Here is a 26,461-nt window from a genome sequence, read left to right on the forward strand (position 1 = left end):
TCCTACTAATTCATTAAAACTTTCTGATATAAGTTCAAATATTGTTTTAAAATAATCGAAGAATGAAACTTCTTTTGCACATATTCATAAGAATTTCTAGAAAATCTAGCCAGCATTTCATTGTCTGATAGAATTTTTTTAGCGTAATTTGCAGCTGCTTCTACATCACCTAGTTCAACAATGAAACCTGTTTCCTCATGAATGATTACCTCAGGTATGCCACCTACATTCGTTCCAATGCATGGTACTTGGCATGCCATAGCCTCTAATAAAACTAAGCCAAAGCTTTCTTTTTCAGACATTAATAAATTTAAGTCTGCAATGGACAATAAATCACTTATGTTTTTCTGTTTTCCTAAAAATAATACGTTGTCTTGTATCCCTAACTCTTCAACTAGTTGAAATGTATTGGAATACTCGGGTCCATCACCAACTAATAACAGCTTGGACTCAACTTCTTCCTGAATTAATCTAAAGGTATGAACGATATCTTTCAGCCGTTTTACTTTACGAAAATTAGAAATATGTATGATTACTTTTTCATCTTGTTGAATCCCGTATTGTTTTTTGATGATTTCTAGATTTTTTTTATAATACTCATCTTCATTCACAAAATTATAGATGACAGAGATTTCTTTTTCAGCTCCTATCATCTGTTCCGTTTGCGATATTAAATCTCTAGACACTGCCGTTACTGCATCAGAGTTCTCAATACCATATTTAATCATTCGCTTAAACGTGTTATCAATCCCCAATACCGTAATATCTGTACCGTGGAGTGTCGTAACAATCTTCACATCGCGGTTCGCCATATCCCTAGCAAGTATTGCACAAACCGCATGTGGCATTGCATAATGCACGTGTAAAATATCTAGTTCCTCCTGATCAATTACTTCTGCCATTTTTGTAGCTAATGCTAAATCATAGGGCGGATATTGAAAAACAGGATAATGACTAACTTCTACCTCATGATAAAAGATATTAGGGTACACTCGATTTAACCGAAAAGGTAGGCTAGATGTAATAAAGTGAATCTCATGTCCTTGCTCCGCAAGCAACATACCTAATTCTGTGGCAATTACCCCTGAACCACCAACTGATGGATAACATGTAATTCCTATTTTCATTGTTCGGATTCCTTCTTTTTCTTTACGATTTCTCTCCACTCTAAATCCCCTCGTTCTAGACCACGAATAAAAATTTCTGCAGATCCTAGATTTGTCGCTAGAGGTATTTGATGGACATCACATAATCTAATTAACGCACTTACGTCTGGTTCATGTGGTTGGGCTGTTAACGGATCGCGAAAGAAAATAACCATATCCATTTCATTGTTAGCAATCATGGCACCTATTTGTTGATCTCCACCTAATGGACCTGATTGAAAACGATGGATATTAAGACCTGTTTCTTCCCCTATTTTCTTACCAGTCGTACCGGTAGCAAACAAACTGTGCTTTTCTAAAACTTGCTTATAGGCGATGGCAAAGCTTATGATAATTGGTTTCTTCTCATCATGTGCTATAAGTGCAATATTCATTGTCCACCCTCCATTTATTCTAAGTCTAAAACATTCTCTAATCCGTATATAAATTCTTTTCTTTCTATAACACGACGAATAGATAATTTAATCCCTTCCATAAATGACTTGCGATTTATGGAGTCATGTTTTATTGTCAAAGTTTCACCAACTCCACCAAGCATTACTTCTTGATGCGCTACTAACCCAGGTAACCTAACGCTATGAATCGGTATTCCGTCCATGACAGCACCTCTTACACCTTTTAATGTCTCCACTTCGTCAGGATGACCTTGCTTTTTACTCTTTCGAATACTTTTAATCATTTCAGCAGTTTTTATTGCTGTACCAGATGGTGCATCTATTTTCTGGTCGTGGTGTTTCTCTATTATTTCTACATCCGAAAAGAATTTTGCAGCAATCTTGGAAAAGTGCATCATCAGAATAGCTCCAATTGCGAAATTAGGTGCAATAATACATCCTGTATTATTATCTAGCGCCACTCTTTTAATCTCTCCTAATTGTTCCTCAGAAAACCCTGTAGTCCCGACAACACAACTAATGTTTTGTTGTAAGGCTAACAGGATATGGTGATAACTAGATTCGGCCACCGTCAGATCTATCATTACATCGACGTCCAATGCATAAAAGCATTCTTCTGCATTCGTATATGTAGGGATACTTCTTTCAGCGAGCTTTGGAATTTGTTGTTCTTTTCGATCGATACAACCAACTAAAGTAAAAGTCGGTTCTTCTAAGACCATATCAACTGCTTCCTGTCCCATACGACCTCGCGGACCAGCAATAACAATATTAATAGACATTGCACAAACCCTCCAGATTATCCAGATGTATTACTTTTTCGTCCATCTATCCTTATCTCGTGTTTCAAATTTAGTCATAGATCGGTTAAATGAATCCGATAAATCGATATCTAATGAATTAGCTAAACACGTGATGACAAATAATAGATCACCTAATTCATCCTCAACCGTGTTTTCGGCTTCCGATGATTTCTTAGGCTTTTCCCCATAGTAATGATTAATCTCTCTTGCTAATTCCCCGGCTTCTTCCGTTAATCGTGCCATCATAGCCAGTGGAGTAAAGTATCCTTCTTTAAATTGACTAATATATTGATCTACACGCACTTGAATTTCTTGCGTCGTAAAATTGGGTTTAAGAATGACCATCCGACTCCTTTACACATATTATTCTTTAATGTTAGCGAATAGCCGTTTATTTGACAACTTATTTAACATATCAAACATTGTTCTTGCCAGTTAAATTGATTATAATAGAAAAAGTGTGAATACTGCAGGCTTGTACATAATCGGAGGTGTAGATATGATTTTCGGCTTAAAATTCAAAAATATTTTTTTCATATTACTTGGTGCGGCTATCTTTTCTTTTGGAATTGTAAACTTTAATATGCAGAATAATTTGGGGGAAGGCGGTTTTACTGGTATAACCTTAATTCTTTATTTCGCTTTTAAATGGGACCCAGCAATCACAAATATTATTTTAAATGTCCCTATTCTCTTGATAGGGTGGAAATTTCTTGGTAGGAATACATTCTTATATACCATTATTGGAACATTCTCTGTTTCGATTTTTCTTAGCATTTCTCAAAAAGTACCATTTGATATCCATTTAGAAGAGGATATGTTCCTAGCTGCACTATTTGCTGGTGTATTTATCGGAATAGGACTAGGAATCGTATTTCGTTATGGTGGAACGACTGGCGGAGTGGATATTATTGCAAGAATTGTTCATAAATACATAGGTTGGAGTATGGGGAAAACAATGTTTATGTTTGACTTTGTCGTTATCGCTACCTCAATCTTTACCATACTCGAATTATCACAAGGGATGTATACACTTGTAGCTGTATATGTAGGGGCACGAGTAATCGACTTCATTCAAGAAGGAGCGTATTCTGCCCGTGGCGCTACCATTATATCTTCCAAAAGTGATGATATTGCGAAGCGAATCATGACTGATATGGACCGCGGTGTTACCATTCTTGATGGACGTGGTAGTTATACAGGAGAAAAACGTGATGTACTCTATTGTGTAATAGGAAGAAATGAAATTGTAAAGCTTAAAAACATTATTAACGGGATTGACCCACATGCATTTGTAGCGGTGGGAGCTGTCCATGACGTTGTCGGAGAAGGATTTACTTTAGATGAGAATAAAAATCCAATTAATGACTAATCAAATAAAAGGAATGAACCAAGCGGTTCATTCCTTCTTTAATTAGTCGTCGCTATTACTTGCTACTATCATAAGGATAAATCGAACTAATTCAGCAACAGCTACTAATGCAGCAGCTACATATGTCATTGCTGCAGCATTTAAAACTTTCTTCGTATCTCGTTCTTCGTTATTACGTATAACCCCCGTTGACACAAGCTGTGCCATAGCTCGGTTTGAAGCATCGAACTCAACTGGCAATGTCACCAATTGGAATAAAACTGCAGCGGCAAAGAAAATTACGCCAATAGTTGCTAACTGCATAGCCCCTAATAAGAAACCAGCAATAATAAGGAAAAATGAAATATTCGATCCAAAATTTGCAATCGGTACTAATGCACTTCGAAAGCGAAGAAACGCATAGGATTCGGCATCTTGAATGGCGTGTCCAACCTCATGAGCTGCTACTGCAGATGCAGCCATTGAGTGACCGTGATAAATTCCACTTGATAAACGTACTACTTTCTTTCTAGGATCGTAGTGGTCGGTTAACATCCCTCTTGTTTCTTCAACTGCTACATCATAAATTCCGTTGTCATTCAAAATTTTACGAGCTACTTCTGCTCCGGTCATCATAGATGATGTAGGTACATTAGAATATTTTCTATACGTACTCTTCACCCTTGATTGAGCCCAAAGCGGGACTATCATAATCAGGGCTAGATAGATTAAATATGCACCCATTCTTTGCATTCCTCCATATATTGAAAAAATAACTTTCTATAGTCAATTTTAGTCAAATATAGAACTTCAGTCAATTGTAACGTCGTTATCATGGTTCTTTTTTTCGTCTTTTTCTCCTTTGTATTTTCTCCAACTTACATAGGATAATGTGCTAACAATGATTAATCCAACTATTAACATTAACCAATAAAAGGGAAACAAACGATCGTTTCCCTTTTCCTCAGTTTTTATCAAGGCGGTTACATTGTCACCAATGATAAACTCCATTAATAAATAACACAAAATCCCTATGATAAACCAGATAATAAGCTTTACTATATTAGTTTTCTTCATAGAGATCACCTCTGAAAAGTTCTCTCTATATAGGTATGAAAACCGGAAATAATATATAACTTAGAAGGTTGACCTATTTTTAGCTCCAATCGTTAATTTATAGGCAATAAAAATGGATAAGATACTCAGCCAAAACGTAAAATACCCAATTTCATTCATATAGTCTAACAATGAATAATATCGAGGCATCATACCAAACACATAATCAATCACATCATTATGTAAAGTCCATATTGCTGCTAGGATAATATGAATCACTTTAATTTTATAAAATGGAGCATATAAAATACCTTGTATGGCCATTGCGGCATGGGAGGCAATTAACATATACCCGCTTGGAGGTAAGCCACCATTCACCCATAATGTTAATAAATTCATGACCACTGCCCATATACCATACTTAAACAATGTGATGATAGCAAGCGCTTCGATCAATGGAAAGTGTTTCTTAAATAATAATAGGAAAATAAAAATGGTAAAAAACAGACTTGCGGTAGGACTATCTGGAACAAAAATTAGAAATATATCTGGAGTAGTTTTTAGCTGAGAACGATACCAATAATATCCATATATTGTACCAAATAGATTAATTAACAATAAAATTATAAGAAATCGTCTATCAGCTAAAACTGCTTTTAGTATTGAACTCATTCTCTTCCTCCATCTCTAGGTGGCATTCTCAGACTTAATTACATATGTACGCTTCTTAATATAGGTTAGTGAAACTGCGAAAAAAGCACCTTTACCATCTGGCAAAGGTGCTTTAGATAATTTTATTCTGCATTCTCTTCATTTACAGTCATAATGAATTGTACAAGTTGCTCTAATTCTTCATCAGTACCTTTAAACATACCTGCTGGCATGCCCGGGTCACCTTCAAGACCTTCTTTAGCAATTGTAGCAATATCTTCTGCTGTACGATCAATACCAATCAGTGAAGGGCCAGCGGCTCCACCTTGTAATGCATCACCATGACAACTCATACAGTTAGCTTCAAATACAGCATAACCAGGGTCGGCAGTATCAATAGATACCTCTGATGGTGGTACAGGCTTATTCATTTCAGCACGGGTTTCCCAATCAACATGGGATGCTGAAGAATAAGTTAACCAAACTGCCGAAGCTAATGCTAATAGCATCATGATAACAGCAATCGGACGTTGATGTGGACGACGTCCCGGACCATTATCAAGAAATGGTGCTAAAAGAAGAGCTCCAAACGCAAGTCCCGGAATACCCATCATACCTAATAGTACATAGTCTCCACTTGCAAATTCATATTTTAGTAATTCATACAAGAACAAGAAGTACCAGTCTGGTAGCGGAATATAGGATGCATTTGTTGGATCAGCAACACCCTCTAATGGTGATGGATGTGCTAATGTTAAACATAAAAATCCTACTAAGAATACCGCACCTACCAACCACTCTTTTAATAAAAAGTTGGGCCAAAAAGCTTCTGTTCTTCCAGGATACTCAGAATAATCTTTCGGTATTTGTGACATTCTACGTTCTGCGGAAACACGAGAGTCTCCAACAAATTTCATTCCTTTTCCCTTATGCATAGCTTTCCCCTCCTTCTTATAGTGGTCCTGAAATTCCTTGTCTACGGATTAGGATAAAGTGAACTGCCATTAAAGCAAATAACGCTGCAGGTAAGAAGAACACATGAATTGCAAAGAATCGAGTCAGTGTTTGAGCACCTACGATTTCTTCATGACCTGCAAGTAACGTTTTTAACTCATCTCCAATAAATGGTACTTGTTGTGCCATTTCTAATCCTACTTGAGTTGCAAAGAAAGCTTTGTTATCCCAAGGTAGTAAATAACCAGTAAAACCAAGTCCAAGCATAATAAAGAAGATAAGAACCCCAACCATCCAGTTAAGTTCACGTGGCTTCTTATACGCTCCTTGGAAAAACACTCTCAAAGTATGTAATAAAAGCATTACGATAACAACACTTGCACCCCAATGGTGCATACCACGAACAATCTGCCCATGAGCAACTTCTGTTTGTAAGTAATAAACAGATTTCCAAGCGTTTTCAATATCTGGTACATAGTACATGGTTAAGAACATACCAGATAGAATTTGGATAACTACCACGAAGAATGTTAAACCACCGAAACAATAAACAAATGCAGAGAAATGATGCGCTGGGTTTACATGTTCAGGAACTTCATGGTCTGCAATATCTCGCCAGATAGGCGTAATATCGATACGCTCGTCAATCCAGTCATAAATCTTCTGTAGCATAAACTATTACGCCCCCTCTCTTGGTATTGCTTTTCCTAAGTATAACATTCCATTTTCCACTTTTTGTTCAAATAGTGCCAGTGGAGCTAGTGGTGGTGTACCTGGAACGTTTACACCATCTTTTGTATAGCGTCCATCATGACACGGGCAAAAGAATTGATTTGGATGACTTTCACTACCCTCCCAAGATACGACACAACCTAAGTGTGTACAAACTGGGGAAAGTGCTATAATGTCACCGTTATCATCTTTGTAGACCCATGCTGTCTTACCAGGTTTAGACTTATACCATCCATCTACTTGATCAATTTGCCAATCGACACGTTGAGGTGTTGTTGTGATATCTTCAACGGCAAGACCAACATTTGCAAATTCACCTTCACTAGGCGGCTGTAATACTGGGTCAATTGCCATTCTGAGCATTGGTGCAAGCAAACCAGCTGCCATGAATCCACCAACACCTGTTAGTGTATAGTTTAGAAATTGACGACGGGACACTTGTTGCTTTTCTTCGCTCATGATTTTCCCCCCTCTTCACAATAATCACGGACAATAATTTTATTCAGATTACTAGGACATTACCATGATAGCGCAAACTTACTGCTCGGTCAATAAATATCCTTCTATGTTCTGAAAGATTTCACTTTTCCTGCAAGTTTACCAATAGCTTCTCATTAATTCAACAACATCCGCAACTTGACCACGAATCATCTGTATCGTTTCCACTGAATTAGGGTCTTCTACTTGAAATCCTGGTAACCATAAAAGATTTGCATCTAGTTCCTTTTCATGGCGTTTCCACCCAGAATCAAACGTTAAGATAAATACATGTTTAAATGGCTGTGTGAATAGCTCTTTTGTCCAATCGTTTAAGCGCTTTGCTTCCGCTTCTTTATCTCCGAATTCTAAATAGTAATAATTCGGGACTAAAAGAACTCTACCAGAAAGCTCTTTTTCAATTTCAGTTGCAAATATAGAGAGTATTTCACGTTTTGATGTGCTCTTCCCAATTTCAGATTCACGTGATAACTGAAATGGAATAATCGGAATAATAGCAGTATCAATATATTCCTTAGACCCAAGGTAAGTCTGAATATCCTTTTTTGTCCATTGCATATGTAGTCACCTCTCAATAGTATTTACCAAATTGTACAAAATATAATTACCACCTAGTAATGTTACTTAGTAGTACAAAAAAAATCAACCTATTGCTCTTGCAAGCTAGGTTGATTTAGCATTTTTGCATCGAGGAGTTGTAGCTCTTTTACGAGTCTGTTAAATTCCTCTTTATTTTGCTCATCTAAGGTCCGATCAATTTTATTTAAGAGCTGTTTTTTACGAAATTCAAATAATGATTGTTCCAGTAGATCATGGGCATTTTCTTTATCTTGTTGCGTAATAATATACTCATCTGGAACAAAAGGATTTTCTTCCAAAACAGCAGCATACATATGATTTTGATTTGCCTTGTTAAAGTTTAATTGGATATAAAGTGACTCGTGCTGATTAAGCCGTATATCATGAAAAGCCTTCTCGGCATCTGTCGTAACTAGGTGGTTTTTATAAAACCGAAAAGGAACCTCTTTCGAACACTGACTAGTTATGATGACACTTCTTAAACAAAATTTGGCATCGTGAACAAAATGTACATTCTCCAATATCTCATGATGATTTATCAGATAATTTAATATCCATACACTTTCGCGTTTTTTCAGTTGATAATTATTAAGAAACCATTGTAAAAATTTCTTTTTATCTTTAACAGAAACAGGAGCTTGCATCGAGTGATTTACCTCCTCCCCATCTATCCATCAGACTTACATTTGCTTTAAACGATTAACATATTCCTCTATTTCGTCGTCTTGAGGATCTAGCTGTAGATATGAAGAAAACACGTTTAACGCTTCCTCTGTCCTCCCTTCTTCCGTTAGAAAATATCCGTATTCTTTTAAGAAATCACTATCATGTTGTAAGCTATTATATGCTTCTTGATAGTAATTTAATGCATTATTATATGATTCAATTTCATTATAAGCTCGGGCAATTTCCCAGTCATATAAGGGGTCGTCTCCTCCTGTTTCCTTCACAACCTGAATCAGTTCAATGACTTCCTCATATCTTTCTCTTTCTTTAAGAAATTCAATTAAAAATAAAACAGCTTCCTTATAATCTGCATCTAAATTGACTGCTTCACGTACCAATCTCTCACTGTCTTCGTCCAGATTACATTTATGAGCAAGACTTCCAGCTAAAAAATACAACTCCTTATTGAATTCGTCCATCTTTAATCCTTGTAAAGCAGTTTCATAAGCATCCTGAATTAATTCCTCGTCTTCGTATGCTTTTGCTAGTTGTATATAGGCATTATGATAGTACGGGTCCTCTTCGATTAATTCTTTCCAAATATTTATGGAAATATCTTTTCGGTCTGCTTGATAAGCAGTAAATCCATATTTAAACATCGTATCTGGAGACATATCTTTTACTTTTTCATAATATGTTACAGCTAGTTCATATTCCCCGACATTTGCATAGCATTCTGCTAATCGTTCATGTATGGGGATAGTAGGAACATCTATTTTTAGTGTTTTTTCATAAAAGGTTATCGCCCTTTTAAAATCCCCTAACGAATAATATAATTCCCCAAGGCCCAAGTCAATAACTGGTTCTCCAGGGTTTATTTCTTTTGCTAGTATTAGCTTCTGCTCAGCAACCTCATACAATCCTTGTGCTTGATAAAGATCTGCGAGTGCCACTAACGCTTGCAAATAAGCATCGTCTTCTTCAGGTATAGAATTCAACAACTCTATGGCTTTTTCATCGGCTTGTTGCTCAATATAAATATCTGTAAGTAAAAGCTTTACTTCACTTTCATCCGGATATTTATCCAATAATTTTTCTAAAAGCACTTCTGACTCCTGTAAAAATCCCCAATTCAGATAGAATTCAGCATACCAATATATTTCATCATCAGAGGCTTTTGTGATGTTACCCTCAATGAGTTTTAATGCCTTATCTACTTCATCCGCTTCCATTAACTTATTTGCTTCATCTAAAATATTCACGTTCACAAACCCTTTCCTTCTAGCATGTGTTACCTACTCCTCTTTCATAACGGAATGTAAGTCTTCCAAGAAATTTGGATACGATATGGATATAGATGATAAATCATCCGTCTCAACGTTTCCTTGTGTAATTAATGAAGCGATTACCGACATCATTGCAATTCGGTGATCGTGATAGGTAATTACCGATGCACCTTGTAACGGTGTCTTTCCTTCGATAATCATTCCATCCTCTCTCGCCTCAATCTTTCCACCCAATCGTGAAATCACATCGACTACAGCTTCAATCCGATCTGTCTCTTTTAAACGAAGTTCTTCTGCATTTTTAATGACAGTCGTCCCTTCAGCTTGGGTTGCTAATAGTGCAATGATTGGTATTTCGTCAATTAGTCTTGGAATCATTTCTCCTTCAATCGTGACTGCAGTCAAAGGGCTATATGTAATATGCACATCCCCTATTGGTTCCCCACCGATTATTTTTTCGTTACTAAAAAAGAGATTTGCTCCCATCTGTATTAATACTTCTATAATTCCGGAACGAGTTGGGTTTAATCCTATATTCTTTAAGGTAAGTTCACTATTAGGTACGATTGCTGCAGCTGCCATTAAAAACGCAGCCGAAGATATATCACCTGGTATAAATACATCTTTCGCAGTTAGGGTTTGGGTGGAATCAATCGTTATTTCATTACCATCGACTATGATATTGGCACCAAATGCCTGTAACATATTCTCTGTGTGATTGCGAGTCTTGACATCCTCTATTACCTTCGTCTTATTTTGTGCAAATAGCCCAGCTAGTAAAATAGCAGACTTAACTTGGGCGCTTTTCACGTTCATTTTATAGGTAATACCTTTCAGGTCCCCGCCTTTTAATGCAAGCGGGAGAAAACTCGAATTTTTACGTCCTATATACTGTAATCCCATTTCCTTTAATGGTAGCAATACTCTATCCATTGGTCGATTAGTTAACGATTCGTCCCCATAAACAAAAGTTGAGAAAGGTATGCTTGCTAATAAGCCTAACATTAAACGTGCCGTTGTACCTGAATTTCCAAAATAGATAGGTTCATGCGGCTCTTTAAGAGCTTGGATACCCTTTCCTTCTATCCATACCTGACTTCCAGACATCGTTATCGGAACACCCATTAATCGGAAAGCATTTACGGTTCGTAAGCAATCTTCACCTTCTAAAAAGTTATCGATTTTTGTTGTCCCATGTGAAATCGATCCTAGCATAATAGCGCGATGGGAAATTGACTTATCACCTGGAACTTCTACAGACCCTTTAATTTGTATCCTTCCTTTTATCTCGATTGGCTTCACATTATCACCTCTTCTCTTCTTTTAATTCTGTCGTAATAAACGAGTAAAGATAGTTTTTTAATTTTTCTCATCGATAGAATATAAGACAGGCGTGGATAAACGTTCTAATAATATCATTTGAATGGTATGATCTATCGTCTTTTTATCATTTTTCATAAGTGTAATTATGTCATCTATCATTTCAACTGATATTGGTTGCTGGTAGTTATTGTCGGTAAGCCATTTACTCACTCGTTGTCTAGGTAAGTCCGCATGTAATTCCTTCTCACTAACGTACATAGCAAATAACATACCTATCGCTACTGCTTCACCGTGCGTTAATTTGCCATATCCAAGCTTAGTTTCCAATGCATGTCCTAGTGTATGTCCTAGATTTAAAAATTTTCTTGATCCCGTTTCTTTCTCATCATTTTGAACAAATGATGCTTTAATGTTTATCCCTGTTTCGATGAAATTTAACATTGCATCCGATAATTCATCCGTTAACGAGGTAGAGAGTAGTCCCTCTAAAAACACCTCATCATCAGATAGCATTGCTTCTTTCAACAATTCTGCATAACCTGAACGGATTTCATGGCCAGGCAAAGTAGATAATGTTTCTATATCATAGACCACGAGTACCGGAGGATAAAAACTACCTATTAAGTTCTTTCCCATCTCATGATTGATAGCCACTTTTCCACCAACACTACTATCATGGGCTAGAATAGTAGTCGGTAACTGTATATAATCAATTCCACGCATAAAGGTAGCAGCAACAAACCCAGCCAAATCTCCAATAACTCCGCCACCTAAAGCTATTATTAAAGACTTTCTATCTAAACCATATTCTATTGCCTTCGTGTGTAAATAATAAAAGGTATCAATACTCTTTGATTGTTCTCCTGCGGCAACTACCTCTATATATACCTGGTGTTCATGTAGACTCTTTTTGATATCCTCTGCGTACAAATCATAAACATTACGATCGGTTATGATGAATACGTTAGAATATTCTTGGCTAATAAACGACGATAACTGGTGTCTTATTCCATTCCCTATCAGTACATCGTATGATTGTATAGTTGATGCAATATGTACTTTCTTCATTAGAAACTCCTTATTTCTTCTCGGTATTCTTTCATAGCCTTTTGAAGTGTTGGGAATCGGTCATTCGGGAATTGTTCTAGTATAGCTCTTGCAAGTTCAAACGCTACAACATGTTCCATCACAACAGCAGCTGCTGGTACGGCGCATGCATCAGATCGTTCCACGCTGGCCTGGAAACGTTCCTTTGTTTCAATATCTACGCTTTGTAGAGGTTTCATCAAAGTAGGGATCGGCTTCATGACACCTCTAACGACTATGGGCATCCCCGTAGTCATCCCACCTTCAAAACCACCTAATCGATTGGAATCCCTATAGTACCCCTTATCTTTGTCCCAATTAATCTCATCATGTATTTGACTACCGTTTCTTCTTGCTGCATCAAAGCCTATTCCGAATTCAACACCTTTATATGCATTAATACTAACTACAGCACCAGCAATTCTACTATCCAGCTTACGGTCATAATGAACATAAGAACCGATACCTGCTGGCATACCTTCCACATACACTTCTGTAATACCACCTAATGAATCACCATTATTCTTTGCTTGATCAATAGTATCCATCATTTTTTTCTCTGCTTCTTTGTCCAATGTTCGCACTGGTGAATCCTCTGACACTTGTTGACGCTCCTGTATAGACAGAGTCGTAACATCATTGGCACGAATTCCACCTATTTCCTTCACATATCCACATAGTTCTATGCCTAATTGCTGTAACATTACTTTGGCAACTGCGCCTACCGCGACTCTAGCTGCAGTTTCACGAGCTGAGGAACGCTCTAATACATTACGCATATCTCGATGACCATATTTTAATGCACCATTCAAGTCAGCATGTCCAGGTCTAGGTCTTGTTACTACTCTTCTTATTTTATCCTCATGTTCAACTGGATCTTCCCCCATAATATCCGTCCAATGTTTGTAATCATCATTATGTATGACTAACGATACAGGTGAACCTAATGTATAACCGTGCCGAATGCCTCCAGTTATCTCTACTAAGTCCTTCTCAATTTGCATTCTTTTCCCCCGACCATATCCTTTTTGGCGGCGAAGTAATGATTCGTTGATGTCTTCTTTAAGAAGCGGTAATTGCGCTGGAATTCCTTCTATAATGGTTGTCAATTGCTTGCCATGGGATTCCCCTGCGGTTAAGTAGCGCATAGTATTCCTCCTTGATGATATTTCCTACTCCTATTATAAACCAACACTAGCCATAATAGAAAAAAATGCTCAATATCAGCTATATGAGCATTTTTAGTCATTGATTTTTTGATAGAAAAATGTATCTAGCAATTGCAGTCCGTATTTGGTAGGACTAAATATTTGCTCTGTACTTCCAACAAACAAAACACCATTCGGTGCAAGCGCACTAGCGAAGTTATGATATATATTATCTTTTGCGCTGTCTGTGAAATAGATTAATACATTTCTACAAATAATTAAATCTACGTTTTGGGGATATTTATCTTCTAATAGATTATGCTTTTTAAACGTAATGTTATATCGTAATGAAGAATCAACCTGGAATTGGTCTCCAGCTTGTTTAAAATATTTTGTTTTTAATTCTAATGGTAGCTCTTTAAGTGCCTGCTCTTGATAGACTCCTATTCTAGCTTTTTCAAGAACTTTCTCATCAATATCTGTTGCTAATATTTTAGCCTTACAATTAGGAAAATACTCTTTAAGCATTAACGCGATGCTATACGGTTCTTCTCCCGTTGAACAAGCAGCACTCCATATGGATAACTCTTGTTTATTATTATTTAAGAGAGGGATAATCGTATCTTTTAATACTTCCCAGCGTTTAGGATTCCGATAAAACTCTGAAACATTTATCGTAATTCTATCAACAAATTCATTTAATAATTCCTGGTCTTTATTGAGTGCATTAAAGTACGTTCCAAAGTCCTGAAAACCTCGTTTTTCACGTAGTGATGTTAGTCTTCGTTTCATTTGAGCTTCCTTGTACTGACTCAAGTCAATTTGTAAGCTAGTATAAACCTTCTCAATAAAAGATTGATAATCATCTGTCATAACTCGCGCCTCTTTTGCTCAGTGTAATTAGAATGTCTATTACTATATTACCATAAAATTAATAAAATGCCCCCAATAATATGGAGGCATTCTTTCTACTTAATAAATCCAAGCACTAATCTGTTTGTCATATGAAACTACTAATTCATCTTGATTAAAGAAAAGATCAATTTCTCTTACTGCACTTTCAGGTGAATCGGAACCATGGATAACATTTTTGCCAACTGTCACACCGAAATCTCCACGGATGGTACCTGGTGCTGCTTCAGCCGGGTTTGTTTTCCCCATCATTTCTCGAGCTGTTTTGATTACATTTTCACCTTCCCAAACCATTGCAAAAACAGGTCCAGATGTGATGAAATCTACAAGTTCACCAAAGAATGGTCGTTCTTTGTGTTCACCATAATGCTCACTTGCAAGATCATCAGAAATTTGCATTAATTTTGCGCCTACAAGTTTGAAGCCTTTTTTCTCAAAGCGGTTGACAATTTCTCCTACTAGATTGCGTTGTACTCCGTCAGGTTTAACCATTAAAAATGTTTTTTCCACGTTTTACACCTCTCTATGTATGTCTATAAAATGTAACCGTTTTAAATTCTATCAAACTTTCGCAAAAATAACAATATACTACGTTTTTCTTTTTCCAATGTACTTTGCAATTTGCTCAAGCGTAATCTTTGCTTTACTTTGTGGAAAGTCCCTTAACGCATGAAAAGCTTTAGCTAAATAGCGTTCACTCAATTCATACGCCTGATCAATAGCTTCGGTATCTTTTAAAGCACGGATAACGGTACCCATCTGATCCACGCTAACCGTGTCCGGATTTTCAAATGTCGAGATTAATAATTTTTTGAAGTTTTGATCCTGCATCGCAAATAACACTGGTAACGTAATATTGCCTTGATAAAGATCGTTACCTGCAGGTTTTCCAAGCTCTTCAGCGGATGAAGTAAAATCAAGAATATCATCTATAATCTGATAGCTCATACCAATGTAATATCCATATTGGTATAATTTATTGATTTCTTTATCCGTTAAACCAGATGTCATAGCACCTAATTGACAACTAGTCGCTATTAAGAGTGCTGTTTTCCTTTTAATTCTTCTTAGATAGGTGCGAACGTTTTGATCCCATTTATATTTATCTTTGATTTGCTCTATTTCACCTATACTTACTTCTACTAAGGTTTCCGATAGAACTTTATGTATATTGGGATTCTCAAGTCTTGTAATCGTTTCTAATGCACGGGCTAGGATATAATCTCCTGTGTACATCGCAACACGATTTCCATACTGCTTTTTAATCGTCGGCTTACCACGTCTAAGCTCGGCATCATCTATTACATCATCATGAACTAAGGTAGCCATATGGATAAGTTCAAGTGACACAGCAACAGTTTTCACTTGCTCAATATCTACATTTCCAAATTGACTTGATAATAAAACGAAGACAGGTCGAATTCGCTTGCCCCCTGCCTTTAACAATTGGGTTGATGCTTCTCTTAGTACAGGATGTTTCGCATGGATTGCATCCATTAGTGATGATTCGATTAAATCGAGTTCTTTCTTTAAATAATTATATGTTTTTGGTAATTTCATGTAATTCACCTTTTGTTTGTAAAAACTTTATTTAACACCCATGTGCATGGCAGCAACCCCGCCAGTATAACTTTTTACCTGCACCGTAGAGAAACCAGCCTCCATAAACATTTGCTTTAATCTTTGTTTATCCGGAAAATTTCTAGTAGACTCATTTAGCCAAGCATATTCTTTATAGCTCCTCGCAAAAATCCTACCAAATAAAGGCATAATGAAACGGAAATAAAAGAAATATAATTGCTTAAATCCTATCATGGTTGGCTGTGATGTTTCTAAACAAACCACTTTTCCTCCAGGCTTTACAACTCGGTACATTTCCTTTAATACCGTCATGTAATCAGGAACGTTACGTAATCCAAAACCGATTGTGACAAAGTCAAAGGAATTGTCTTCAAAAGGTAATTCCATTGCATTACCGTGGATGTATTCAAGCTGATGATAACCTAATTCTTTATTCTTATCGATTGCGACAGATAACATATTCTTACTAAAATCTAATCCGATTACCTTTCCTTCTGTACCCACTGCTTGTGCTAAAGAGATAGACCAATCACCTGTTCCACAGCAAACATCTAATGCAGAAGCACCTGCTGGAATATTCATCTGTTTCATTACATCTTTTCTCCAAGCTTTATGCCGTTGAAAGGAAATAATAGAGTTCATCGAATCATATTTGTCATATATTTTTTCAAAGACGTGGTGTACACGTTCTTCTTTTGTTTTCCCTTGCATGATTAATCCAACTCCGAAGATGTATGTTGATAGACCATGGAATGAAATAAATCAGCTATGCCATGCATAAGACTTTCATTTTTAAGGTTATCAATCATATCATTTGTTTTATTTATTTGAATACCTAAAACCTTTTCTTTATCTTGCAACAGTAACCCATCTATTGAACCGTTTATAATAATATCTGTTAATAATACTTCTTCCATTATTGGAGTAAAGTTCTCCAATCCGAAATAACGAGCCAAATTTGTTATCAGAAGAGATCCTATTTGTTTGTGGTAAGTTAGAAATTGATCAATGGTTCCATTCTCTAAAAAGTACAATTCCATTTTTAGTTCGTTTATTTGTTTAATAGTCGTAGCTAATAGTTTGATGAATTCTCGTTCCTCTATTTCTGATAGCAACCAGTAATAGAGACCACTGTAATAATCCCCGGCAAGTATCGCTAACTGACTATCAACACCGATAGATGGACTGTTGTCCAGTTTATTACTATCAGGTACTTGTTCATGTATATCTAATGCTATTTGTACAAGCATTGAAGTAATGATGAGTTGTTCTTTGGTTTCAGGGGCTAGCGTGCTCTTATTTAGGATATGGTTAAGAAAGTAAAGTTTGCAATCATTAATTTTAGGCTCTTCTATATGCTGTAGCAAGAAAGAATGATGAATTTTATTCTTGATCAATTCTTTTAGTTGTCGTAGTTCCCTCTCCATTGTGTACAAAATTATCACCTTAGCCCTTCAAGCCTTAATGTTACCTAAGTCATTATAACATATTTATCTATGTACGATACCAAATATACTGTATTATGTATTGTTTTACCAATTGGATATCCTTAGCTATTGCTGATCTCCCCATGGCTAGTTTGTATTATTGCTTTGCCTCTAACCTTAACAGCTGAAGTATGTTCTGTGAACTGTGCAATCATCACTTCACCTTTATCTAACTTTTCCGAGTGATGGAACTTTGTATCTGATCCCCTAGTTAAACCAATCACATTCACTCCATCTTCAAGGGCCTTTATAACAAAAAAGTCTGTATTATTATTCATAATAAATCCCTCCTAGGACACTACTATTATTATTATCCCATTTTTCACGAATATGAAAAGAAAAAAGGGTGCGAATGAACGCACCCTTTAACCCTATGTACGTATTATTTTACGCTGTCTTTAAGGGCTTTACCTGGCTTGAAAGCAGGAACTTTGCTTGCAGGAATTTCGATTTCTTCGCCTGTTTGTGGGTTACGACCTTTACGTGCAGAACGCTCACGCACTTCGAAGTTACCGAAACCGATTAATTGTACTTTTTCACCTTTTTTAAGTGAATCCATGACAGCTTCGAAAACTGCATCAACAGCTTTTGTAGCATCTTTCTTAGAAAGTTCGCTCTTTTCAGCAACAGCATTTACTAAATCTGTTTTATTCATGACATTCACCTCCTCCCAAAAGAATTCGGGTCACATTGGTACAAATATTTCTCTCTCATCATTTGTTTACCAATTTACCAACTTTTATACTTGATTGCCCCTATATCAATAGTGACAAGGCTAATATTAAACGAGATTACTTTAAAATTCAACAAAAAATTACTATTTTTCTCTTTTTATTCGTTTTTTATTTGTTGTAACCGTTTTTTAACTATTTTTTGGGAGAAATAGCGAAGTCCCCGTACTATCAACCTTTCCTTAATTGGAAAATTATACATATGTCTTTCAATTCTGAAACGTTTTATAAACAGAATCTAGTATAAAACTAAAAAAACAGCAGCCTTTTATGTTAGCTGCTGTTTTAGTTTATAAAATTATCGCAATTAATCCACCAGAACCTTCGTTGATGATTCTCTCTAGTGTCTCCTTTAGTTTATATCTGGCATTTTCAGGCATTAGTGAGATTTTAGCTTGAATACCCTCTCGTACAATAGAGCTAAGAGATCTGCCAAAGATATCGGATTCCCAAATAGATAGTGGGTCTTCCTCAAAATCTTGCATTAAGTATCTAACTAGTTCCTCACTTTGCTTTTCTGTTCCAATAATAGGAGCGAATTCTGACTCGACCTCCACTTTAATCATATGAATGGAAGGGGCTACAGCCTTTAAGCGAACACCGAATCTTGATCCTTGTCGGATAATTTCAGGCTCTTCAAGCTCCATATCTTCTAAGGTTGGTGCTGCTATTCCATAACCAGTTTGTTTTACCATTTGAATAGCACTTGCAACTTGATCGTATTGGCGTTTCGCATAAGCGAAATCTTGCATTAACTCCAATAAATGATCCTTCCCTCTAATCTCAACGCCTACAATTTCTTTCAATACTTGGTCATATAAATAATCAGGGGCATGCAGGTCAATCTCCGCAATACCTTCACCCATTTCCATACCAGCTAAGTTTGCTTTGTCAATATAATCATAGTCTGCAAAATCACCTACAATATGATCCACATCACGTAAACGTTTAATATTCTTAACTGTTGATTGGATTGCTTCTTGATAGCTTTCTCTCAACCAGTGATTTTCCTTTAATACCATTACCCAGCTTGGAAGATTTACATTTACTTCTAGTACTGGGAATTCATAAAGCGCCTCACGAAGAACATTATAAACATCGTGTTCTGTCATGGATTCTACACTCATTGCTAAAACAGGAATGTCATATTTTTCACTTAGGTCCTGCCGTAACATTTCTGTTTCATGGCTAGTTGGATTTACAGAATTGACTACCATAATAAATGGTTTCCCAACTTCTTTTAATTCTTCCACCACTTTAGACTCAGCGTCTACATAGTCTCCTCTTTCAATATCACCAATAGATCCATCTGTCGTTACGACAACGCCTATCGTAGAGTGTTCCTGAATGACCTTTCTTGTGCCAATTTCTGCAGCATCATGGAAAGGAATTGGCTCCTCATACCATGGAGTATTAATCATCCTAGGACCATTCTCATCTTCAAAGCCTTTGGCACCCTCAACTGCATACCCTACACAGTCTACTAGCCTAATGTTAACGTCAAGGCCTTCTTCAACTGTTACATTTACTGCTTGATTTGGAATGAACTTTGGCTCGGTTGTCATGATTGTTTTACCAGCTGCACTTTGAGGTAATTCATCTTGTGCTCTAACCTTTTCACTTTCATCCTCAATATTCGGAAGCACAACGAGTTCCATAAACTTTTTGATGAACGTTGATTTCCCTGTCCGAACAGCTCCTACAATACCAAGGTATATATCGCCGTTCGTACGTTTTGAAATATCTTTAAAAATATCTACCTTCTTCAAACGATCCCCTCCCGATCACTACAATATTAAATGAACAAACTACGAATTATTGACATTACAATTCTATGATGTTGTCCTATCAAATTATGACTTAATATATGCAAAAGTATAAAAATAAAGTAAAAACCACTCCCATGTTGACACAATATTGAAAGTAGATTCTTGTTTGCATGGGAACAGTGCAAATTGAACGCTAGATGACATTCCACTCCATGCAGCACCGTGTATTCCCTCACACTGCACTAACCCGATAAAGGGTTTGATAGTGATTTCGTAAAGTATTGTCAGCTTGAAGCCTAACGATCGTTACATGCAGAACGGTTCATGAGTTATGAAGTCTAGCAAAATATTTGTTTGTGACATGCAATTGCAGTTATCACGATGCTTTTAAGTTCCTTAATCGTTATGTAACCATTCTCATAGAAAATAACGTAATTCGTAGTCTGGTATTTTAATCACCTCTATTTTCAGCAATAAAAAACCCCTGCAACAAATATATGCTGCAGAGGTTTTTTTATGATAGATTATTGAATCATAAATACAGGTTCATTATCTTTTATTGTGTACGGTAAGGAATAAGCCGGTAAAAACGGCGTATTTTCAGCTAAAATATAACGGATATCATCGCCCTCTTTATAGCTATGTTCATACTCTTTCAATGCGTTGTTCAGTTCGATACGATAATCGATATAAACAGTTCCCACCGTATCCATAATAACCGGTAACATTGCATCAGAATAAGGACTTTTAATCGTTGGGGGATTTTCTAGTCCAATTTTCTCATGATCAATGGTAAAAACCTGTTTACTTATCTCCTCCCCGAACGGGGGATATAAATTCTTATCTCGATACGCATCAATTCTCATGTTTATGCTTCTAAGTTCCTCAGTTATACGTAAATCAATCAATTTAACCCGCGGTTCATTGTCTGGATCAAGAATAGCATATTGATAATAACCACCATTTTCATACGCATTTCCAGGCAGTTCTGCTATACTTCCAAGCTCTCGCATCGTGTTAAAATCAATTAAGTATTTCTCGAAAATTGGTGTTTCATTCGGCTTTGTGCGTATAGGTAGTAAACCATTAGTACGCTCCCGATAGTCATCTAAAGCTGACTGTACCATGTCCAGCTGTGCCTGATTTGGAGTTTGGTTCTTCTCTAATTCATTGCTGGGATACAGGCACCCACTCAGTACCAAACTCAATACCGAGATTAAGATTAATTTATATGTATACTTCATCTATTTAACCTCCGTTAGCCCTAGGTAGTTGGTCCACTGAACACAATATAAAGTATGATAATTCCACCTGCAAATAAACTTACGTATGCAAAAAAAGATACAATAAATGCTAAAATTCCTTTAAGTTTGTGTCTACTTAAAACAATAAGACCCATTGCCAAAATTAATAAAAACATACCAGCAATTGAAATCCACATATTTAACATAGACTCTGTCATATCCTCACCTCTAAATCTGTTTGTCCATATTCTCGCAATCGTAATTATAACATACAGAATTTGTTTGAGCATTTAAAATAAAGGCGTTTACATGACAGTTTAAATCTGATCCAGTAAGATGCTATTATTTTTTCTGAAATGTACAAAAAAAGCCAGGATGAAGAGGGGCCATCTCCATCCTGGTTTGACTAAATAATACCCAAAGCAACTCTATCTATGAATGCTTGTGCGTTTTATTTTATGCGAGTAGACACGTGGTTGTATCCTCACCTGCCCAGCTAGAGCTATTTTTTAAATAACTGACTCAGAGAGTTCAAATCAGCTGGAACTTTATTGTTAGTTATGGACTTAACAATTTTGTCTTCTTTTTCTTTTGAAATCGGCTTATTAGCCATCTTAGCTAATTGCCGAACGAGCCTCCGAACTGTCTTCTCATCCGAAAAATCGGCATTTTTAACTGAATCAGCAACCTTAAATATATCATTAGGATTAATTCCAGTGCTTTGCTGGATTTTGTCAAAAGGATTATGACTATTGTTGCTCACACGCTCGCCTCCTTGCTGCTATATTATTTCAACATAGTATATGCAAGGGACTTTGGCATTGTGTTAGCGTGCGTAACGGTTCTTTAATAAAGAGGCAAGGTCGTCCATTTCTTCTCGTTTAGTTCGATTCATTAATTGTTCTACAACATCTTTAGGTCGCTTACCATGATGGATAATATCATAGATTCCAAAAGTAATAGGCATATCAATATTTTCAGTTTGTGCAAACTGATATGCCGCTTCCGCTGTACGCACTCCTTCAACGACCATTCCCATTTGCTCTAGAACATCTTGGAGGTTTTTCCCTTTTCCAAGCAAATTACCTGCTCTCCAATTCCTACTATGGACACTCGTACAGGTTACAATAAGATCCCCCACACCAGGCAACCCAAGAAAACTTAACGGATTTGCTCCTAAATACGTACCCAATCTCGTTATTTCAGCGAGTCCTCTTGTAATTAATGCTGCCTTTGCGTTATCACCGTATCCTAAGCCATCCGAAATACCAGCTCCAAGCGCGATAATGTTCTTAAGTGCACCACCAAGTTCTAGACCTATAACATCATTACTTGTATAGACCCTGAACACTTCATTAAAAAATAGGTTCTGAGCAATTTTTGCATTATCTTCGTTAATGGATGCTACTGTCACGGTTGTAGGCTGTCTTTGACCTACTTCTTCTGCATGACTTGGACCAGATAATACCACGATATCCTCATAATTGATACGATTCATCTCTTCGTCGATTAATTGAGATACTCGTTTTAATGTACCTGGTTCTATGCCCTTAGTTGCGTGAATAATAACTGGTGCAGTATCCAACATCTTATCTAATTGCTGACTTACCTCTCGTATTGCTTTTGTAGGGACAACTAATACGATTACTTCTACACCCTGAATGGCTTCTTTCATATCATGAAAGGCACGAATCTTCTCCGGAATCATGATTTCTAAGTAATGTTCATTTTTATGTGTTGTATTAATTTGGTCCGCTTGCTCTTTACGATGTGTCCATAAACGAACATCATGTCCATTATCTGCTAACACAATACTCAAGGCAGTTCCCCAACTACCAGCACCTAAAACAGCTATCTTTTTCACACTGTTCTCCTCCCTATGACCTTCTTCTTGCAAATATTTTTATCGGAGTTCCAACAAATCCAAATGCATCTCTAATTTTATTTTCTAAAAATCTTTCATAAGAAAAGTGCATTAATTCAGGTTCATTCACAAAGATGACAAATGCTGGAGGCTTAACAGCCACCTGAGTCCCATATAATACTTTCAATTTTCTTCCTTTTAATGTCGGTGTTGGATTCATTGCGATTGCATCCATGATGACATCATTAAGAACATTAGTAGGAATTCGTTTTGCATGGTTCTCGCTCGCTAATTGGACCATCGGTAATAATGTGTGCAAACGCTTTTTCGTTTTAGCAGATAAAAATACAATTGGAGCGTAGTCCAAGAATTGAAAATGAGCTCTAATTTTTTCTTCAAATTCTTTCATTGTTTTTTCATCTGTTTCAATTGCGTCCCATTTATTTACTACGATAACAATACTTCTACCAGCATCATGTGCATATCCTGCAATCTTTTTGTCTTGTTCCCTTATACCCGTTTCGGCATCAATTAAAACTAATACAACGTCGGAACGTTCAATCGCCCGTAACGCACGGAGTACACTATATTTCTCAGTTGACTCATATACCTTTCCACGTTTACGCATTCCAGCGGTATCAATAATAACATAGTCTTGTCCATCTTTATTCAGATGGGTATCAATCGCATCTCTAGTTGTCCCTTCGATATCACTAACAATGACACGTTCCTCATTTAATAACGCATTCACTAAAGAGGATTTCCCTACGTTAGGTCTCCCTATCAGACTGAAGTATATGGTATCCTCATCATGTGATTCTTGCTCAAACTGAGGAAAATGTGTTACAACTTCATCTAATAAGTCCCCTAACCCTAAACCATGCGCACCTGAAATGGGAAATGGCTCGCCAAATCCTAAGGAATAATATTCATATATTTCATCACGCATCTCTGGATTATCCACTTTATTTACTGCTAAAACGACAGGTTTACTGGATTTGTATAGAAGCTTAGCTACTTCTTCATCCGCTGCTGTAATCCCTTCCTTCGCATTTACAATAAATATAATGACATCCGCTTCATCAATAGCAATCTCTGCTTGTTGACGCATTTGAATTAATAGCGGTTCGTCTCCTATTTCAATCCCACCAGTATCAATCAAATTGAAATTTGTATTTAACCATTCCGCTTGTGAGTAAATACGATCTCGTGTTACACCTGGAATATCTTCCACGATTGATATTCTTTCTCCAACTAATCTATTAAAAATAGTAGATTTTCCTACATTTGGTCGCCCTACAATGGCTACTACTGCTTTCCTCATCGAAAGGAACATCCTCTCTCTATTATGTATAAAGTTACGATTTTATAACTTTATTTATTCTAGCAAAAGAAACCACTATTAACAATCATTAATGTTTTACGATGATAAATACCTCATCACTAAGTGCATGTGCAATCCCGTCTAATATGGCTTCTAGATTTGCTGCATATTTCTGTAATTCGTCAAAATCATGACAAATAAAAATAGGTGCACCGCCTGACACCTTTTCTTTATTCGTAGTAATAATCGCAAGTACCGACTTCTCAATAACCATAACTACTTGACCTCCTCGTTATGTGTATCGGATCTTGATGGCATTCGAATAGCAGTCTCCAACACCGGAACTGCTCCAATTATTTCCTTAGCTTTTTCTTTGTCGCGGATTTGAGGTAGAATAAACACCCCAATTCTCCCATCATCTAAATCCCGTTTAATTAACGGAACTAATGCAGGAGTACCTGAATCACGGAATACGCCTAATGATACGGATACATCATGCAAGATTGCTTGTCTTTGTCCTAAGTGCGCGATTGTATTCACAACGTTGATATTTTTTGGCTTCAGTACAAACCCCATGCCATATTTTAGAATCTCCTCTTGTCTCTCTGGTAATCCGATGTTCATAATGTAAATGTTGTCTACATATAGGCCAGCACCATCAAAATGAGGTGCAACATATTCAATGTCAACAATATCCTTTATCGTACTGCCGCTTTGAAGAACTTTACTTATTATTAAGCAAATAATTCCCCCTATAACAGCGACGTATATATCCCATATTAAATAAAATAGCGTTCCAACAAATGCAGTCAGTATGACGAGATAGTTTCTACTTTCAAAGGAAATTGCTATACCTTCTATGTAGGCTTTTCCTCTAGAAACAAGCTCATCACCATCTATTTCGGTCAAGGTATTTCTCTCCATATTTCTAACTTCCCGGAACTGTGTTGCAGCAACTGTTAAAAATGTTACTGCAGTAAAGTTCATTTCCATTAAGGCAGGAACAGCTACAGCACCTAGTGATGCTGCAATAAAACCCAAAGCAACATGAATAATTTTTCCGTGTAGATATGTAGGGTATTGACGATAATCTGTACGTAGCATTAATATCCTAGCGATCGTTCCAATTGCTACACCAAATACTATAGGCATAGTATATTCATTCATTATTTGCCACCTCAAATGCTGTTTGTTTTGTTGCTAGGAAAAGCAATAATTTTCTCTTTCCCACGTTGTAAAATCTCTATGATACCTAATAATAATAGGGTTATGAATAATGTATCTAAAAACATGGCATCCCCAATGGTTTTTGAAATGGTGTAATTGGAGAGTAATAAGCCATAGACAAACTCTCCGCCACATAGACCAATGATACAATTAGCCAATCTATTGTAGTATTGCTTAGACACCATTATCGTCAGGAATACACATAATAACGGAATAATAATTAGTCTTGGCATGAACAGCCAAACCGGTGCATTTGTTTCCCAAATAAGCATACTAGAATAGCCAATCATGACAGTAAAGGCAGAAAACATTTGTAAGCCTTTATATTTTAAGCTTGCCAAAAATAAAAACCCCCCGATTAGAATTGCTAAATAGCTGCAGGAAATATCTAAGAAATCTATTGTTAAGTAAAGCTTTGAAACACTAATGGTTATTAATACCCAGATAGTAAATTTGGTTCTAGTGTCGTTTTTCGGCATTAAAAATGTCGTCAAGATCCAAAATATCCAACTAATCCAGTAAAAATACAAACCTTCCATACCCAGTTCACCCACCCTCATTATTATTGCTTGGATGATAGATTTTTAAACAAAAAAGATGTCCTCTAGGCCCCAGCGCCCTAGAAGAC

The 26,461-nt window shown here is 36.6% G+C and carries 33 protein-coding genes; 1 reads left to right on the forward strand and 32 read right to left on the reverse strand.

Going from position 1 to position 26,461, the window contains the following annotated elements; genetic code table 11:
- Nucleotides 1-5 precede the first annotated feature (5 nt).
- The 4 genes from bshA to G5W_RS0108580 are packed head-to-tail and all read right to left on the reverse strand — an operon-like array spanning nt 6 to nt 2,709.
- Entirely contained in the window at nt 6-1,127 is a 1,122-nt protein-coding gene (bshA, locus tag G5W_RS0108565) for an N-acetyl-alpha-D-glucosaminyl L-malate synthase BshA (protein WP_033445626.1), read from the reverse strand.
- Nucleotides 1,124-1,540 carry a methylglyoxal synthase gene (gene mgsA, locus G5W_RS0108570; RefSeq protein ID WP_010095876.1) on the reverse strand — a complete coding sequence of 139 codons (417 nt, stop codon included), beginning with the start codon at nt 1,538-1,540 and terminating at the stop codon, nt 1,124-1,126. The genes bshA and mgsA overlap by 4 nt, the downstream gene beginning before the upstream one ends.
- A gap of 14 nt (nt 1,541-1,554) precedes the next feature.
- The gene (gene dapB / locus G5W_RS0108575) at nt 1,555-2,343 is read right to left on the reverse strand and encodes a 4-hydroxy-tetrahydrodipicolinate reductase (protein WP_010095878.1); all 789 of its coding nucleotides are present in this window, start codon (nt 2,341-2,343) and stop codon (nt 1,555-1,557) included.
- Nucleotides 2,344-2,373: 30 nt separating this feature from the next.
- Complete coding sequence (locus tag G5W_RS0108580; RefSeq protein ID WP_010095880.1) at nt 2,374-2,709, reverse strand: nucleotide pyrophosphohydrolase; 336 nt, start codon at nt 2,707-2,709, stop codon at nt 2,374-2,376.
- A gap of 154 nt (nt 2,710-2,863) precedes the next feature.
- On the opposite strand from G5W_RS0108580, the gene G5W_RS0108585 reads away from it, so the two are divergent.
- Nucleotides 2,864-3,736, forward strand: coding sequence for a YitT family protein (locus G5W_RS0108585; protein ID WP_010095882.1), 873 nt, complete (start codon nt 2,864-2,866; stop codon nt 3,734-3,736).
- A 42-nt stretch (nt 3,737-3,778) separates the two neighbouring features.
- Here the strand turns inward: G5W_RS0108585 and G5W_RS0108590 are convergent, their stop codons facing one another.
- From G5W_RS0108590 to G5W_RS24850, 28 genes are all read right to left on the reverse strand, one after another.
- The gene (locus tag G5W_RS0108590) at nt 3,779-4,459 is read right to left on the reverse strand and encodes a zinc metallopeptidase (protein WP_010095884.1); all 681 of its coding nucleotides are present in this window, start codon (nt 4,457-4,459) and stop codon (nt 3,779-3,781) included.
- Nucleotides 4,460-4,525: 66 nt separating this feature from the next.
- Entirely contained in the window at nt 4,526-4,792 is a 267-nt protein-coding gene (locus tag G5W_RS20760; protein ID WP_010095886.1) for a sporulation protein YpjB, read from the reverse strand.
- 60 nt (nt 4,793-4,852) lie between these two features.
- Entirely contained in the window at nt 4,853-5,443 is a 591-nt protein-coding gene (gene lhaT, locus G5W_RS0108600) for a lipoprotein heptaprenylglyceryl N-acetyltransferase LhaT (RefSeq protein WP_010095888.1), read from the reverse strand.
- A 122-nt stretch (nt 5,444-5,565) separates the two neighbouring features.
- Complete coding sequence (locus G5W_RS0108605; protein WP_010095891.1) at nt 5,566-6,357, reverse strand: menaquinol-cytochrome c reductase cytochrome b/c subunit; 792 nt, start codon at nt 6,355-6,357, stop codon at nt 5,566-5,568.
- A gap of 16 nt (nt 6,358-6,373) precedes the next feature.
- Nucleotides 6,374-7,048, reverse strand: a complete 675-nt coding sequence (gene qcrB / locus G5W_RS0108610) for a menaquinol-cytochrome c reductase cytochrome b subunit (RefSeq protein WP_010095893.1) — start codon at nt 7,046-7,048, stop codon at nt 6,374-6,376.
- A 6-nt stretch (nt 7,049-7,054) separates the two neighbouring features.
- Nucleotides 7,055-7,567, reverse strand: coding sequence for a QcrA and Rieske domain-containing protein (locus tag G5W_RS0108615; RefSeq protein WP_010095895.1), 513 nt, complete (start codon nt 7,565-7,567; stop codon nt 7,055-7,057).
- A 138-nt stretch (nt 7,568-7,705) separates the two neighbouring features.
- Entirely contained in the window at nt 7,706-8,164 is a 459-nt protein-coding gene (locus tag G5W_RS0108620) for a YpiF family protein (RefSeq protein ID WP_010095897.1), read from the reverse strand.
- Nucleotides 8,165-8,253: 89 nt separating this feature from the next.
- On the reverse strand, nt 8,254-8,829 hold the full coding sequence (locus G5W_RS0108625) for a ReoY family proteolytic degradation factor (protein WP_010095899.1): 576 nt from the start codon (nt 8,827-8,829) through the stop codon (nt 8,254-8,256).
- A gap of 36 nt (nt 8,830-8,865) precedes the next feature.
- A complete protein-coding gene (locus G5W_RS0108630) occupies nt 8,866-10,119 on the reverse strand; it encodes a tetratricopeptide repeat protein (protein ID WP_010095901.1) in 1,254 nt (417 codons plus the stop codon).
- Nucleotides 10,120-10,146: 27 nt separating this feature from the next.
- Entirely contained in the window at nt 10,147-11,439 is a 1,293-nt protein-coding gene (aroA, locus tag G5W_RS0108635) for a 3-phosphoshikimate 1-carboxyvinyltransferase (RefSeq protein ID WP_010095903.1), read from the reverse strand.
- A gap of 57 nt (nt 11,440-11,496) precedes the next feature.
- Nucleotides 11,497-12,528, reverse strand: a complete 1,032-nt coding sequence (gene aroB / locus G5W_RS0108640) for a 3-dehydroquinate synthase (protein WP_010095905.1) — start codon at nt 12,526-12,528, stop codon at nt 11,497-11,499.
- Nucleotides 12,528-13,694, reverse strand: a complete 1,167-nt coding sequence (gene aroC, locus G5W_RS0108645) for a chorismate synthase (RefSeq protein ID WP_010095907.1) — start codon at nt 13,692-13,694, stop codon at nt 12,528-12,530. Before aroC ends, aroB begins: the two co-directional genes overlap by 1 nt.
- Nucleotides 13,695-13,787: 93 nt before the next feature.
- Nucleotides 13,788-14,567, reverse strand: coding sequence for a CheR family methyltransferase (locus G5W_RS0108650; protein ID WP_010095909.1), 780 nt, complete (start codon nt 14,565-14,567; stop codon nt 13,788-13,790).
- A 99-nt stretch (nt 14,568-14,666) separates the two neighbouring features.
- On the reverse strand, nt 14,667-15,116 hold the full coding sequence (gene ndk, locus G5W_RS0108655; protein ID WP_010095911.1) for a nucleoside-diphosphate kinase: 450 nt from the start codon (nt 15,114-15,116) through the stop codon (nt 14,667-14,669).
- A gap of 78 nt (nt 15,117-15,194) precedes the next feature.
- Complete coding sequence (hepT, locus tag G5W_RS0108660; RefSeq protein ID WP_010095913.1) at nt 15,195-16,166, reverse strand: heptaprenyl diphosphate synthase component II; 972 nt, start codon at nt 16,164-16,166, stop codon at nt 15,195-15,197.
- A gap of 27 nt (nt 16,167-16,193) precedes the next feature.
- Nucleotides 16,194-16,898 carry a demethylmenaquinone methyltransferase gene (gene menG, locus G5W_RS0108665; protein ID WP_010095915.1) on the reverse strand — a complete coding sequence of 235 codons (705 nt, stop codon included), beginning with the start codon at nt 16,896-16,898 and terminating at the stop codon, nt 16,194-16,196.
- Between the two features lie 2 nt (nt 16,899-16,900).
- A complete protein-coding gene (locus G5W_RS22765; RefSeq protein ID WP_010095918.1) occupies nt 16,901-17,614 on the reverse strand; it encodes a heptaprenyl diphosphate synthase component 1 in 714 nt (237 codons plus the stop codon).
- 122 nt (nt 17,615-17,736) lie between these two features.
- Entirely contained in the window at nt 17,737-17,952 is a 216-nt protein-coding gene (mtrB, locus tag G5W_RS0108675) for a trp RNA-binding attenuation protein MtrB (RefSeq protein ID WP_010095920.1), read from the reverse strand.
- Between the two features lie 104 nt (nt 17,953-18,056).
- Nucleotides 18,057-18,329, reverse strand: coding sequence for an HU family DNA-binding protein (locus tag G5W_RS0108680; protein WP_010095921.1), 273 nt, complete (start codon nt 18,327-18,329; stop codon nt 18,057-18,059).
- Between the two features lie 366 nt (nt 18,330-18,695).
- On the reverse strand, nt 18,696-20,174 hold the full coding sequence (gene spoIVA, locus G5W_RS0108685) for a stage IV sporulation protein A (protein ID WP_010095922.1): 1,479 nt from the start codon (nt 20,172-20,174) through the stop codon (nt 18,696-18,698).
- A 524-nt stretch (nt 20,175-20,698) separates the two neighbouring features.
- Entirely contained in the window at nt 20,699-21,418 is a 720-nt protein-coding gene (locus G5W_RS0108690) for a hypothetical protein (RefSeq protein WP_010095923.1), read from the reverse strand.
- Nucleotides 21,419-21,438: 20 nt separating this feature from the next.
- On the reverse strand, nt 21,439-21,636 hold the full coding sequence (locus tag G5W_RS0108695; protein WP_010095924.1) for a DUF2768 domain-containing protein: 198 nt from the start codon (nt 21,634-21,636) through the stop codon (nt 21,439-21,441).
- Between the two features lie 284 nt (nt 21,637-21,920).
- Nucleotides 21,921-22,181 carry a stage VI sporulation protein F gene (locus tag G5W_RS0108700; RefSeq protein WP_010095925.1) on the reverse strand — a complete coding sequence of 87 codons (261 nt, stop codon included), beginning with the start codon at nt 22,179-22,181 and terminating at the stop codon, nt 21,921-21,923.
- 63 nt (nt 22,182-22,244) lie between these two features.
- The gene (locus G5W_RS0108705) at nt 22,245-23,282 is read right to left on the reverse strand and encodes an NAD(P)H-dependent glycerol-3-phosphate dehydrogenase (RefSeq protein WP_010095926.1); all 1,038 of its coding nucleotides are present in this window, start codon (nt 23,280-23,282) and stop codon (nt 22,245-22,247) included.
- Between the two features lie 13 nt (nt 23,283-23,295).
- Nucleotides 23,296-24,606 (reverse strand): ribosome biogenesis GTPase Der, encoded by a 1,311-nt coding sequence (gene der / locus G5W_RS0108710; RefSeq protein WP_010095927.1) that lies wholly within the window; start codon nt 24,604-24,606, stop codon nt 23,296-23,298.
- Nucleotides 24,607-24,694: 88 nt separating this feature from the next.
- Entirely contained in the window at nt 24,695-24,880 is a 186-nt protein-coding gene (locus tag G5W_RS0108715; RefSeq protein ID WP_010095930.1) for a capping complex subunit for YIEGIA, read from the reverse strand.
- 2 nt (nt 24,881-24,882) lie between these two features.
- Entirely contained in the window at nt 24,883-25,773 is an 891-nt protein-coding gene (locus G5W_RS0108720; protein ID WP_010095932.1) for a YIEGIA family protein, read from the reverse strand.
- Nucleotides 25,774-25,784: 11 nt separating this feature from the next.
- Nucleotides 25,785-26,393 carry a YphA family membrane protein gene (locus G5W_RS24850; protein ID WP_420178289.1) on the reverse strand — a complete coding sequence of 203 codons (609 nt, stop codon included), beginning with the start codon at nt 26,391-26,393 and terminating at the stop codon, nt 25,785-25,787.
- Between the last annotated feature and the right edge of the window lie 68 nt (nt 26,394-26,461).

Source organism: Ornithinibacillus scapharcae TW25 (assembly GCF_000190475.1).
GTDB lineage: Bacteria > Bacillota > Bacilli > Bacillales > Amphibacillaceae > Ornithinibacillus > Ornithinibacillus scapharcae.